Genomic DNA, 12551 nt, shown 5'->3' on the forward strand with positions numbered 1-12551 from the left:
CGGTAGTTCAGTCGGTTAGAATACCGGCCTGTCACGCCGGGGGTCGCGGGTTCGAGTCCCGTCCGCTGCGCCATCTTCGCTTCAAGGTCCCTAGAACACCTTGAAGCAAACACAAGAGAAGCGATCATGTTATCGCTTTTTTTGTGCCTGCCCTGAGGCCTTGGCGCCGGAAGGGTAGACCCAGGTTTCAATCGGGTGAAAGCCTGAATGATACGCAGCGGTAGTTCAGTCGGTTAGAATACCGGCCTGTCACGCCGGGGGTCGCGGGTTCGAGTCCCGTCCGCTGCGCCATCTTTGCCTCAAGGCCCCTTTGAACGCCTTGAAGCACAAAAAGAGCGACCTTAGGGTCGCTTTTTTTGTTTCTGCGGCTGAAAGCCTGTCTTTACCCATTTTTACACCAACCTGACAGACTCTTCACCGACCAGTGGTTCCTGTGCCTGCCTGCTGTGTTGCACAATAGGCACCTTCTCGACTTACCCGGAATTCGCAATGACCAGATCTTCCGTCTTTGGTGCGCTCGGGCTGGCCCTGGTGCTGGCGGGGGTGGCCGGTTGTTCCTCGAAAAAGACTGCCGTGTACGAGCACGAGAACTTCGATGACTCGGGTACCTTCTCGCGCAGCTTTCCGGTGAGCGATGCCGGCACTTGCGAGGCCGCCCGGCGTGCCTTGCTCAGCCAGGGCTACATCATTACCAACAGCGGTGCCAACCAGGTGGTGGGCAACAAGAGCTTCCAGCAGAATAGCGAGAATCACCTGCAGATCAGCTTCAACGTGACCTGTGCGCCGGATGTGAGCGACGAACAGCGCTCGACCATGTTCGCCAACGCCCTGCAGGACCGTTACGCGCTGAAAAAATCCAACACCTCTGCCAGCCTGGGCGTGGGGGTACTGGGTTCGGTATCGATGCCGATCGGCTCCAGCGACGACTCGATGGTCAAGGTGGCCAGCGAAACGGTGACGGCAGCGCAGTTCTATGACCGTTATTTCGCCTTGGTAGAGAGCTACCTGCCCAAGCCCAAGCCTAAGAAGGTTGAAGAAGCCAAGGTCGAGGCGCCCAAGGTTCCGAAGCCAGCGGTAGAACTGGGGTTACCTGAGCAGGCAGCGGCGAACCCGGTGGCGCCTGCGCCGGCTCCGGAAGCGGCACCGGAGGCGCAAGTTGCACCTGCGCCGGCCGTTGCCCCGGCCAGTGAAGCGGCAGCGGCACCGGTGGTGGATGACAGCCAGGGCTCGCAGCCGGTGGCGCCGCCGGCCGAAGCTGCGCCTATTCAGGTGGAGCAGCAATCCCAGCCTGCCGAGGCCGCGTCACCCTCCCTTTGACTGTTTGCCTGTTACAGACACCCCGCGATAACTTCCTGAACCCCTGCTACGTTTACCACTCATAAGCTTGTCATCATCCCTTCATCCCACCTGCTTAGGCTGAAGGCGATACCTACGAAGACAATATGAGTAAAGAGGACGCAGGGCGATGGATGAATACCAGGAAGAACTACTCGAAACCCAGGCTTACGAACTGGACACCCCGGAACCGGCTGAAGACGCTACCGAGCTTTAGCCCGCCCGCCGCTGGTTGCGGCGGAACTCCCCCGGCGTTAGGCCCGTCCAGCGCTTGAATGCGCGCTGGAAGGCCTCGGCCGAAGCAAACCCCAACAGATAGGCAATCTCGCCGAAGGCCAGCTCCGTGTCACGGATATAGGTCTCGGCCAGGTCGCGCCGCGTTTCGTTGAGCAGGTCGCGAAAGCGCGTGCCTTCTTCGGCGAGTTTGCGGCGCAACGTCCAGGTCGGTAGCTGTAAGTGCAGCGCCACTTCTTCCAGGTCCGGTTCACGGCCGCCATTGAGCAGCGGGCCCAGCAAGTGGGTAATGCGTTCACCCAGGCTGCGCACCCGTGTGCGTTGCAGCAGCTCTGCCTCACACAGTTGCAGGAGGTGCTGCCAGGTGCTCGGGCAATGCCTTGGGTTGGCCAGTTGCAGGGTTGCGCGGCTTAGCCGCAGCTGGTTGCCCTCGGCCGCGAATTGTACAGGTGTGCTGCACAGCGCCTGATAACACTTGGCGTAGGCAGGGGCGGCAAACTCGATGTCCAGGCGCTCGGCCTGCACCTGTGTGCCGGCCAGGTCGGCAAGTTGCGCCAGCCAGCCGGCAAGCAGTGAGTCGACCACGAAGCGGTTGTAGGCGTTGTAAGGGCTGATGGAGTAGAAACGCAACCAGGCGCCTTGGGCGTCTTCCTCAAAGCTGGAGTGGCCACGGTAGTTGGCCGCATACAGTGGCTCGAAGCGCAGCAGGGTGCGCGCCGCGTCGCCCAGTGTCGGTGCCTGGGCGGCGGTGACCCCGGCCAGGCCGGCATGCGTAAGGCGGCTCAGGCGGCCCATGTGCAGGCCCAGTGCGGCTTCGCCGCTCAGCTCGATGGCTGCGTGGCCCAGGTGCATGTAACGGGGGATCGACAAGCGCGCGCCGGCCTCGGCAAGGCGGGGCGCACCCAGACCATAACGGCGCAGCAGGGGCTCGGGGTCGTGCCCCAGTTCGCGCAGGGCCTCTGTCAGCGGCTGGACAAAGCCTACCGAAAGGTCGCCCAGGCGTACGCGGGGGCGGGTCATGGGCCTACAGCCACAGATTCAGCAGGCGGGCGCCAGGGCTGGGGGGACCCGTCAGCAACTCACCCGACTGTCGGGCAAAGCCCTGGCCGTCGCTGGCCTGCTCCCAGAACTGCCCGCGCATGAACACGCTCATGCTGCTGACGCTGGCCCCGGCTGCCTCGGTCAGGCGTTGCCAGGCAGTCTGTTCGCTGACCTCGCCCCGTTGCAGGGCCAGCCCTGCGCTGGCGTCCTGGTGGCGATTGCCGCGCCATGACGCTTCCCAGCTACCCTTGCCGCTGAGGAACACCGGGTTGGCGATCAGCTGTACCGCTTGTTGTGCCAGTTGCTCATGGTTTTGCGGATACCAGCTGTCACTGCCCACCAGGACACCCAAGCGGCCGGCCGGGGTTTGCACCACTTGCAGCGGTTGCTGGCGGCCATCATGGACGTAGCGGCGGATTTCACTGTCGGGGAACTGTTGGCGCTGTGGCTGGCCCAGCAGCGAGCCATCTGCGGCAAACACCAGGCTGCTGTTGAACAGCGGGCCACTGCCGGCATGCAGCACGCCTTGTTTGACATAGGGTGCGGGCAGCACGATGGAGCCGGCCACCAGGGTGACGCCGAACTCCCTGGCCAACCCGCCGAACAACTGCTGATAGTCTGCGGCCATTTGCTCGGCCTTCATGCGCAAATGCGCGTCAGCGCGCCAGTCGTCGCCGTCTGCGCCGAGTATTGCCAGGCCGTAGCGCAGCGGGTTGCTCAGCTCCAGCCACTGCAAGGCCTCGCGGCTGTGCGTGACTTGATAAAGCTCATTCTTTTCCCCACGCGCCCACAGCCAGGTGCCGATGTGCTCCGGCAGCACCACCACCGTGCGCGGGCTCACCAGCCCTTGCGCGCGGGCTTGCTCCAGATAAGCCGCGAGCTTGCGGTGCAGGCGTTGCAGGTTCTGGTAGTCGCCCGGGTACAGCAGCGGCTCGACGCCCAGCAGATTACCGTGCTCGCCCGGCACGCCATGGTTGAGGGCCAGCTCGATGCGCAGGTCGGACAGGTAGTGGCCTTCTGGGCGCTGCTGGGTCCAGAAGCCGTAGCCGCACAGGGAGGCGATCATCACCAGCGCCAGCGCGCTTGCCAGGAGTTTTCGCATGGAACAGGACGAGGCCTTGAGAACCGAGGGTTCCCTAGGGTAGTCCGGCTGTACGTCAGGATCAATAACTTGTCATTTTCGATCATTGAGCCCATTCAAACGGCTGTTTAATCTCGCTGACAGACAAACGACGGGCCCCGCCGACCAGTGAGGTGCCCGCATACCGTGATCACGCCACCAGGGGACTTTTCCATGGCTGCCGACCGCTACCCGCACCTGCTCGCCCCGCTGGACCTGGGCTTTACTACCTTGCGCAACCGCACCCTGATGGGCTCGATGCACACCGGCCTCGAAGAGCGCCCTGGTGGTTTCGAGCGCATGGCTGCGTACTTTGCCGAGCGCGCCCGTGGGGGCGTCGGCCTGATGGTCACCGGGGGCATTGCGCCCAACGATGAAGGCGGGGTGTATTCCGGCGCGGCCAAGCTCAGTACCGAAGAAGAGGCCGACAAGCACCGCATCGTCACCGAAGCCGTGCACGCGGCGGGTGGCAAGGTGTGCCTGCAGATCCTGCATGCCGGGCGTTACGCTTACAGCCCTCGGCAGGTGGCACCTAGCGCGATCCAGGCGCCGATCAATCCGTTCACGCCCAAGGCGCTGGACGAGGAGGGCATCGAGAAACAGATTGCCGACTTCGTCAATTGCGCGGCACTGGCCCAGCGCGCGGGTTACGACGGCGTCGAGATCATGGGTTCGGAAGGCTACTTCATCAACCAGTTCCTCGCCGCCCACACCAACCACCGCACCGATCGCTGGGGCGGCAGCTATGAAAACCGCATGCGCCTGGCGGTGGAAATCGTCAGCCGGGTACGCGGCGCGGTAGGGCCGAATTTCATCATCATCTTCCGCCTGTCGATGCTCGACCTTGTTGAGGGTGGCAGCACTTGGGACGAGATCGAGCTGCTGGCCAAAGCCATCGAGCAGGCTGGCGCGACCTTGATCAACACCGGCATCGGCTGGCACGAAGCGCGTATCCCCACTATCGCCACCAAGGTGCCGCGTGCGGCATTCAGCAAGGTCACGGCCAAGCTGCGTGGGGTAGTGAATATTCCGTTGATCACCACCAACCGTATCAATACGCCGGAAGTGGCCGAAGCTGTATTGGCCGAAGGCGATGCGGATATGGTTTCAATGGCCAGGCCGTTCCTGGCCGACCCGGAATTCGTCAACAAGGCAGCGGCTGGCCGTGCCGATGAGATCAACACCTGCATCGGCTGTAATCAGGCCTGCCTGGACCACACCTTCGGCGGCAAGCTGACCAGTTGCCTGGTCAACCCGCGTGCCTGCCACGAAACCGAGCTCAACTACCTGCCCGTGCGGGCAGTGAAGCGCATTGCCGTGGTCGGCGCCGGCCCGGCTGGCCTGGCTGCGGCCACCGTGGCGGCCGAGCGGGGCCACGCGGTGACCCTGTTTGACGGCGCAAGCGAAATCGGGGGGCAGTTCAACGTGGCCAAGCGGGTGCCGGGCAAGGAAGAATTCTTTGAAACCCTGCGCTACTTTCGCAACAAGGTGAAGAGCACGGGCGTGGACCTGCGCCTGAATACCCGTGTCGACGTGCAGGCGCTGGTGAGCGGCGGCTACGACGAAATCATCCTGGCCACTGGCATCGCACCGCGTACCCCGGCCATTCCCGGTGTTGAGCATGCCAAGGTGCTCAGCTACCTGGACGTGCTGCTTGAACGCAAGCCGGTAGGCAAGGCGGTCGCGGTCATTGGTGCGGGTGGTATCGGCTTCGATGTCTCCGAATACCTCGTGCACCAGGGCGTGGCCACCAGCCAGGACCGTGAGGCGTTCTGGCAGGAGTGGGGCATCGATACCCGTCTTGAGGCACGTGGCGGTGTGGCCGGGATCAAGGCCGAGCCGCATGCGCCGGCGCGGCAGGTGTACCTGTTGCAGCGCAAGAAGTCCAAGGTGGGTGATGGCCTGGGCAAGACGACGGGCTGGATTCACCGCACCGGGTTGAAGAACAAGCGGGTACAGATGCTTAACAGTGTCGAGTACCTGGGTATCGACGATGCCGGTTTGCACATTCGTGTGGCCGACGGCGAGCCGCAGGTGCTGCCGGTGGATAACGTGGTGATCTGCGCTGGCCAGGATCCGCTACGCGAATTGCAGGACGGCCTGGTGGCGGCGGGGCAGTCCGTGCACCTGATTGGCGGGGCTGATGTGGCGGCCGAGCTGGATGCCAAACGGGCGATCAACCAAGGTTCGAGGTTGGCGGCGGAACTCTGAGATTGCTGGGGCTGCTTTGCAGCCCTTCGCGGGCTTGCCCGCGAACGGCCGCACAGCGGCCCCAGGATTTCGCTGGTAAACTCGCACGATGCTTTTCGACCTCCCTCAAGCGCTCCTGCAACCCCTGAACCTGCCTTGGCTGGCAACTGCCAATGTCGAGGCCGCCATCCTGCGGCTGGACCTGATCGACCCACTGGTCAGCGGCAACAAGTGGTTCAAGCTTCGCCATCACCTGCAACAAGCCAGCGTCAGCAAAGCCCCGGGCCTGATCAGCCTTGGCGGCAATCACTCCAACCACTTGCACGCCCTGGCCGCCGCCGGCAAGCGCTTCGGCTTCGCCACCGCCGGCCTGCTGCGGGGCCACGTTCAGGAAACACCTACGGTGCGTGACCTTCAGGCGTTGGGCATGGAGCTGCACTGGCTCGGCTACGGCGGCTACCGCGCGCGCAACGAAACCGGATTCTGGGGCCCCTGGCAGTCACGCTACCCAGGCTGGCATTGCATCCCCGAAGGCGGCGGCGGCCCGGCTGGTGCACAGGGCTGTGCGCTGATCATGCAGCAGGCGCGTTCGCAGCTCACGGCATTGGGCTGGTCGGGCTACGATGCCTGGTGGCTGGCTGCTGGAACCGGTACTACCCTGGCCGGCCTGGTGCTGGCCGAGGCGGGTGCGCATGTCGTACATGGCGCATTGGCCGTGCCCAGGGATCATGGCGTGCCGGAGACGGTGGCAGCATTGGCCGGTACACACGGCTACCAGCTACACGATGCGTGCCGTGGCGGTTTTGGCAAATTCGACGATGAGCTGCTGGCCTTCATTGCCGGGTGCGAGCAGCACAGTGGTGTACCGCTCGAGGCCCTGTACACCGGCAAGGCCCTGCTGGCCCTGCGTGATCAGGTCGAGGCCGGGCTGTTTGCGCCCGGCACTCGCCTGATCGTTGTGCATACCGGTGGCCTGCAGGGCCGGCGCGGTTACTTGAAGGGCAGCATGCGCAGCAGCGTGTTGTCGCGCTGCACGTAGTGGTGATACAGCCCGGCCAGGGCGTGCAGGCCGATCAACCAGTAGCCCCAACTGCCCACGCGTTCATGCCAGCCTTTGATGAACTTGGCCTGGTCCGGGTCCGGGCCAATCAGGTGTGGCAGCTCCAGGCCGAAGAACGGCACAGGTTTGTCGGCGGCGCTGAGGATCAGCCAGCCGGCCAGTGGCATGCCGATCATCAGCAGGTACAGCGCCAGGTGCATCAGGTGCGCAAGCCCGGTCTGCCAGGCCGGCGGCTTAGGCACGATGGGCGGGGTAGGGCGGCTCAGGCGCATGGCCAGGCGCAGCCAGACCAGCACGAACACGCTGAGCCCGAGCATGAAGTGCAGGTCTTTCATCAGATTGCGTTCGGCGCTGTCCTTGGGGAACAGGCCACGCAGTTCGATGAGCGCATAAACAGCGGCCAGCAGCACCAGCATCAGCCAATGCAGGGCGATGGACACGCGTGCGTAATGGGTCGCGGGGTTGGATGAAACCATGATCGGTCCTCGTCATCAGGTCAAAATGGCGCTCTTGCTGGCGCTCAGGTACCACTGTAGTGGTTACCAGAAATAAATCTTTGCGCTAGGTCTGTGAAAATTGTGTTGCCAGCACCGGCCCTATCGCCGGCAAGCCAGCTCCCACAGGCACGATGCTGAGCCTGGGGCCTGTGCAGTGGGAGCTGGCTTGCCGGCGATAGGCCCGGTACAGGTAACATCAGGCACCGGGCACGTGCGGCCAGTCATCAGCCACCAGAAACACCCGCTCCACCTCCTGCCAGGCACCCTCGGCATCAGCCTCCAACCTCACCAGCAACTGCGCCGGCGCCTGCCGCTCCAGCACATGCAACCAGGCCGCAAACTGCTCCACCGTCCAGCCTTCACCTGCCTCGACCCGCGCAGGTGCCAGCCAGGCATGCCGCTGCAAGGGCTGCCAATGTTCACCCTCTGCCATGACCCAGTCCCGCCGGCGCACCCAGCGCCCGTGCAAGTGCTGCAGGTTGGCGCCCGCGGGTGGCTCGGCATGCCCAGGCCACGGATAGAACAGGTAGCCACCCAGCCACACGTGTGCCTGCACCTGCTCAACCCCCAACCGCGCCAACAGCTCGCGGCTGTGCGCGCCGTTCGACATGGGCAACTGGTGCCCCGTCAGGTGCGCAAGTTTGTTCCCCAGCCGGTCATGGCACCCAGGTCCCAGCCAGGCATGCGGGTCGTGCCCGGCGTGTTGCGGCCCCAGGTACAACTTGATCGCCAGTTCCAGGTGGTGCACACCGTCGCGGTCGCGCAGCACCACGTCCAGCTCGCCCAGGGTGTGCCCACCGTCACGGATTGCCAGGTTGGCCGCCAGCAGCTCGATGCCGGGTGCCTGGCCCAGGGCAAATTGCCACAGCCGTTCGTAGTAAAGCCCCAGCCGCCGGCTGCCGAGCTTTGCCAGCCACGCTTGCAGCGGGCGATCGTCGGCATCCAGCGCTCGCAACCAGCCCTCGAGACGCTGCGGCTGCTGCGCCCAGAGGCTGCCCGTCAGCGGGTGGCGCTGGGGACAGGGCGGGGTGCTGAGCAGGGGCGGCGACAGCAGCGCCCAGGCCAGGTCGCGTACGGCGGGGCGGCGTAGCTGCCGGGGCAGGTCGATGAGCAGGGCGAATGGCATCATCCTGCGAGCATAGCCGGTTTGCCGCTACCCGGTGGTTTCGCCCATAATCGGGCCATCGTCACCCGTCGCAGAGCCCCGCAGGAGCCCCATGGAGCAATTTCGCAATATCGGTATCATCGGCCGCCTTGGCAGCTCGCAGGTGCTCGACACCATTCGCCGACTGAAAAAATTCCTCCTCGATCGCCACTTGCATGTGATCCTCGAGGACACCATTGCCGAAGTGCTACCCGGCCATGGCCTGCAAACCTCTACCCGCAAGCTGCTGGGCGAGGTCTGCGACCTGGTCATCGTGGTCGGCGGCGACGGCAGCCTGTTGGGCGCCGCCCGCGCCCTGGCCCGGCACAACATTCCGGTGTTGGGCATCAACCGTGGCAATTTGGGCTTCCTCACCGACATCCGCCCTGACGAGCTGGAAGAGAAAGTTGCCGAAGTGCTCGACGGCCACTACCTGGTGGAAAACCGCTTCCTGCTGCAGGCCGAGGTGCGTCGCCATCACGAGGCCATTGGCCAGGGTGATGCGCTGAACGACGTGGTGCTGCACCCAGGCAAGTCCACGCGCATGATCGAGTTCGAAATCTACATCGACGGCCAGTTCGTCTGCAGCCAGAAGGCCGACGGCCTGATCGTCGCCACGCCCACCGGTTCCACTGCCTACGCGCTGTCGGCCGGCGGCCCGATCATGCACCCCAAGCTCGACGCCATCGTCATCGTGCCGATGTACCCGCACACCTTGTCGGGCCGGCCGATCGTGGTCGACGGCAACAGCGAGCTGAAGATCGTGGTGTCCAAGGACCTGCAGATCTACCCGCAAGTGTCCTGTGACGGCCAGAACCACTTCACCTGCGCCCCCGGCGACACCATCACGGTGAGCAAGAAACCGCAGAAGCTGCGCCTGATTCACCCGCTGGACCACAATTACTACGAGGTCTGCCGCACCAAGCTCGGTTGGGGCAGCCGCCTGGGGAGCAGGGACGACTGATGCTCGATCCGGCGCGAAGTTTCGACATCATCGGTGACGTACACGGCTGTGCACTGACCCTTGAACGCCTGCTCGACGCCCTCGGTTATAAGCGTGTGGCCGGCGTGTGGCGCCACCCGCGGCGCCTCGCGCTGTTTCTGGGCGATATCGTCGACCGCGGGCCACGCATTCGCGAGGCGCTGCACATCGTCCATGACATGGTCGAGGCCGGCCAGGCGTTCTGCATCATGGGCAACCACGAATATAACGCCCTGGGCTGGGTCACCCCGGCACTGCCCGGCAGCGGCAAGGCCTATGTTCGCGAGCACACGCCACGCCACGCCCGGCTGATTGACGAAACCCTCACCCAGTTCGCCCACCACCCCGGCGACTGGCACGATTTCGTCAACTGGTTCTACCAGCTGCCGCTGTTCATCGATGCCGGGCGCTTCCGCCTGGTGCACGCCTGCTGGGACCCGCGGTTGATCGAGCCGCTGCGCCAGCAATACCCCGACGGGCGCATCGATGAACACTTCATCCAGGCCTCGGCGGTCAGTGGCAGTTTTGCCGACACGGTGTGCAACCGCCTGTTGCGCGGCACCGACATGCGCCTGCCGGACGGCCTGACGCTGACCGGCGGCGACGGCCTGACCCGCGCGTTCTTCCGCACCAAGTTCTGGGAAGAAGACCCGCAAACCTATGGCGACATCGTGTTCCAGCCCGATGCCTTGCCCGAGGAGGTAGCCAGTACCCCGCTCAGCCACAGCCAGAAGAACGCCTTGCTGCGCTATGCCGAAGACGAGCCCTTGCTGTTCGTGGGCCATTACTGGCGCAGCGGCCGCCCAGCGCCGATCCGCGCCAACCTGGCCTGCCTGGACTACAGTGCCGTGCTCTACGGCAAACTGGCCGCCTACCGGCTGGATGATGAAACCCGCATTGACCCGCACAAGTTCGTCTGGGTCGACGTCGACCGCCCACAGGCCAATCAATGAACATTATCGAAGTGATGCGCCTGCCGCTGTCGGTCGACCTCAGCGGCTTCGTCCACCTGCTGCAACGTCTGCAGGTGCCGCACCGGGTCAGCGAGGAGGGCGATGTCCAAGTGCTCTGGGCCCCCGACACCCTTGCCGAAGACGTGCTGCAACTCTACCAGCGCTACCCCGACGGCAACGCCGACCTCCAGGCGGTGGAGCAACCTGTGGGAGCGGGGCCTGCGAACGGCCCCACACAACCCTCCCTGGTGCAGCAGGCCAAAGCCTGCAAGATCACCACCCTCACGCTGCTGCTGTGCTTCATCGTCGCCGGCCTCACCAGCCTGGGCGACAATTTCACCACCATCAGTTGGTTTACCTTCCTCGACTTCCGCGTCCAGGGCGACTACCTGTACTTCAGCTCGCTGGCGCAAGTCCTGGACCAAGGCCAGTGGTGGCGCCTGGTATCACCCATGCTGCTGCACTTTGGCGTGCTGCACCTGGCCATGAACAGCCTGTGGTACTGGGAGCTGGGCAAGCGGATCGAGTTGCGCCAAGGCCCGTGGATGCTGCTGGGCCTGACCTTGCTGTTCAGCCTGGTGTCCAACCTGGCCCAGCACTACACCAGCGGGCCGAGCCTGTTCGGCGGCCTGTCCGGCGTGCTGTACGGCTTGCTCGGGCATATCTGGCTGTACCAGTGGCTGGCGCCCAACCGTCACTTCAACCTGCCCAAGGGCGTACTGGTGATGATGCTGGTCTGGCTGGTGGTGTGCCTGACCGGCGTGGTCGGCACCCTGGGCCTTGGCCAGATCGCCAACGCTGCCCATGTTGGTGGGTTGCTCATCGGATGCCTGACCGGGCTCTTGGGTGGGGCGCTGGCCCGGCGTAAACTGTCGGCTTGAATCAGGAGACACTATGTCCACTTTCGCGCAAATGATTGAAAACATCACCCCGGAAATCTACGAAAGCCTGAAACTGGCCGTGGAAATCGGCAAATGGTCGGATGGCCGCAAGCTCACGGCCGAGCAGAAAGAGCTGTCGCTGCAGGCGGTCATCGCCTGGGAGATGAAAAACCTGCCCGAAGAGCAGCGCACCGGCTACATGGGCCCGCAGGAATGCGCATCGAAGTCTGCGCCGATCGCCAACATTCTGTTCAAGTCGGACTCGGTACATTGATCGAACTCGCTCGTGGCTCGTTGAGCAAGATGGCAGTAAGCCTGCAGGCGCCCGTGGTGCAATACAGCTTCCGGCTGGATGACACGCAGGTGCCAGTCAACCCGCTGATCGGCCAGCGCCTGCGCCTGGAATACCTCGGCGCCATTCACTGCAGCCATTGCGGCAAGCGCACCAAGACCAGTTTCAGCCAGGGTTACTGCTACCCGTGCATGACCAAGCTGGCCCAGTGTGACCTGTGCATCATGGCCCCGGAAAAATGCCACTACGATGCCGGCACCTGCCGCGAACCGTCGTGGGGCGAACAATTCTGCATGACCGACCACGTGGTCTACCTGGCCAACTCGTCGGGGATCAAGGTCGGCATCACCCGCGCCACCCAGCTGCCCACTCGCTGGCTCGACCAGGGCGCCAGCCAGGCCCTGCCGATCATGCGTGTGGCCACCCGTCAGCAATCAGGCCTGGTGGAAGATGTACTGCGCAGCCAGGTGCCAGACCGCACCAACTGGCGCACGCTGCTCAAAGGCGATGCCGAGGTGCTCGACCTGCCCGCCATTCGTGAGCAGATCTTCGACGCCTGCGCCGACGGCTTGCGCGAGCTGCACGGGCGCTTTGGCCTGCAGGCGATTCAGCCGCTGCCCGACGCCGAAGTAGTGCAGATGAACTACCCGGTCGAGGCCTACCCGAAAAAGATCGTCAGCTTCAACCTCGATAAGGACCCGGTGGCCGAAGGCACGCTGCTGGGCATCAAGGGCCAGTATCTGATCTTTGACACCGGGGTGATCAATATTCGCAAGTACACGGCCTACCAGTTGGCCGTGCTCCAGTAAAAAGGACCTGCAC

At 64.1% G+C, this 12551-nt stretch carries 12 protein-coding genes and 1 tRNA gene; 9 read left to right on the forward strand and 4 right to left on the reverse strand.

What is annotated here, in order from left to right; all coding sequences use genetic code 11:
* The first annotated feature begins 214 nt into the window (after window positions 1–214).
* Together LU684_RS23320 and LU684_RS23325 are read left to right on the forward strand one after the other, a co-directional pair.
* A tRNA-Asp gene (locus LU684_RS23320) sits at window positions 215–291 on the forward strand.
* 198 nt (window positions 292–489) lie between these two features.
* On the forward strand, window positions 490–1317 hold the full coding sequence (locus LU684_RS23325) for a DUF2242 domain-containing protein (protein ID WP_096425773.1): 828 nt from the start codon (window positions 490–492) through the stop codon (window positions 1315–1317).
* 231 nt (window positions 1318–1548) lie between these two features.
* Here the strand turns inward: LU684_RS23325 and LU684_RS23330 are convergent, their stop codons facing one another.
* Together LU684_RS23330 and LU684_RS23335 are read right to left on the reverse strand one after the other, a co-directional pair.
* Window positions 1549–2589 carry an AraC family transcriptional regulator gene (locus tag LU684_RS23330; protein WP_197888673.1) on the reverse strand — a complete coding sequence of 347 codons (1041 nt, stop codon included), beginning with the start codon at window positions 2587–2589 and terminating at the stop codon, window positions 1549–1551.
* A gap of 4 nt (window positions 2590–2593) precedes the next feature.
* Complete coding sequence (locus tag LU684_RS23335; protein ID WP_016485532.1) at window positions 2594–3712, reverse strand: nitrilase-related carbon-nitrogen hydrolase; 1119 nt, start codon at window positions 3710–3712, stop codon at window positions 2594–2596.
* 192 nt (window positions 3713–3904) lie between these two features.
* Here LU684_RS23335 and LU684_RS23340 point away from each other — a divergent pair, with 192 nt between their 5' ends.
* A complete protein-coding gene (locus tag LU684_RS23340) occupies window positions 3905–5941 on the forward strand; it encodes an NADPH-dependent 2,4-dienoyl-CoA reductase (RefSeq protein ID WP_095117040.1) in 2037 nt (678 codons plus the stop codon).
* Window positions 5942–6029: 88 nt separating this feature from the next.
* The gene (locus LU684_RS23345) at window positions 6030–6959 is read left to right on the forward strand and encodes a 1-aminocyclopropane-1-carboxylate deaminase/D-cysteine desulfhydrase (RefSeq protein WP_232895076.1); all 930 of its coding nucleotides are present in this window, start codon (window positions 6030–6032) and stop codon (window positions 6957–6959) included.
* Here LU684_RS23345 and LU684_RS23350 read toward each other — a convergent pair.
* Window positions 6911–7456 (reverse strand): cytochrome b, encoded by a 546-nt coding sequence (locus tag LU684_RS23350; protein ID WP_016485535.1) that lies wholly within the window; start codon window positions 7454–7456, stop codon window positions 6911–6913. The two genes, LU684_RS23345 and LU684_RS23350, sit on opposite strands and share 49 nt — an antisense overlap.
* Before the next feature lie 217 nt (window positions 7457–7673).
* Window positions 7674–8606 (reverse strand): DUF1853 family protein, encoded by a 933-nt coding sequence (locus LU684_RS23355; protein WP_145914609.1) that lies wholly within the window; start codon window positions 8604–8606, stop codon window positions 7674–7676.
* 88 nt (window positions 8607–8694) lie between these two features.
* Between LU684_RS23355 and LU684_RS23360 the strand changes: the two genes are divergently transcribed.
* Genes LU684_RS23360 through LU684_RS23380 form a run of 5 tightly spaced genes read left to right on the forward strand, consistent with a single transcriptional unit; the run spans window position 8695 to window position 12538 of the window.
* The gene (locus tag LU684_RS23360) at window positions 8695–9585 is read left to right on the forward strand and encodes an NAD(+) kinase (protein WP_016485536.1); all 891 of its coding nucleotides are present in this window, start codon (window positions 8695–8697) and stop codon (window positions 9583–9585) included.
* Entirely contained in the window at window positions 9582–10556 is a 975-nt protein-coding gene (locus tag LU684_RS23365) for a metallophosphoesterase (RefSeq protein ID WP_169725181.1), read from the forward strand. Before LU684_RS23360 ends, LU684_RS23365 begins: the two co-directional genes overlap by 4 nt.
* Entirely contained in the window at window positions 10553–11437 is an 885-nt protein-coding gene (locus LU684_RS23370) for a rhomboid family intramembrane serine protease (RefSeq protein WP_016485538.1), read from the forward strand. The genes LU684_RS23365 and LU684_RS23370 overlap by 4 nt, the downstream gene beginning before the upstream one ends.
* Before the next feature lie 13 nt (window positions 11438–11450).
* On the forward strand, window positions 11451–11711 hold the full coding sequence (locus LU684_RS23375) for a YeaC family protein (protein ID WP_016485539.1): 261 nt from the start codon (window positions 11451–11453) through the stop codon (window positions 11709–11711).
* A complete protein-coding gene (locus LU684_RS23380) occupies window positions 11708–12538 on the forward strand; it encodes a DUF2797 domain-containing protein (protein ID WP_016485540.1) in 831 nt (276 codons plus the stop codon). Before LU684_RS23375 ends, LU684_RS23380 begins: the two co-directional genes overlap by 4 nt.
* The last annotated feature ends 13 nt before the right edge of the window (window positions 12539–12551 follow it).

It is taken from the genome of Pseudomonas sp. NMI542_15, assembly GCF_021283425.1.
Classification (GTDB): Bacteria; Pseudomonadota; Gammaproteobacteria; order Pseudomonadales; family Pseudomonadaceae; genus Aquipseudomonas; species Aquipseudomonas fortuita.